Genomic DNA, 262 nt, shown 5'->3' with positions numbered 1-262 from the left:
AGAATTTGCCGGTATCGGCATCCATCAGATATTCGACGGTGCCGGCACCGATATAGTTGGTGGCCTTGGCGATCTTCAGCGAATAGGCGGCCAGTTCCTGGCGCTGCGCTTCGGAGAGATAAGGTGCGGGCGCCCGCTCGACGACCTTCTGGTTGCGGCGCTGGATGGAGCAGTCACGCTCGAAGAGATGCACGACATTGCCATGCGTGTCGCCGAGAATCTGGCTTTCGACATGGCGCGCGCGCTCGACGAGCTTTTCCAG

The 262-nt window shown here is 60.3% G+C and carries 1 pseudogene; it reads right to left on the bottom strand.

From position 1 onward, the window contains the following. Positions 1-262, bottom strand: a pseudogene (locus SB772_RS42360) (carbamoyl phosphate synthase); the annotation flags it as partial.

The sequence above is a fragment of the Paraburkholderia sp. SIMBA_030 genome (assembly GCF_046535245.1).
Classification (GTDB): Bacteria; Pseudomonadota; Gammaproteobacteria; order Burkholderiales; family Burkholderiaceae; genus Paraburkholderia.
Note: the sequence above shows the minus strand (reverse complement) of the source record. Positions and strands in the feature narration are given on the sequence as shown.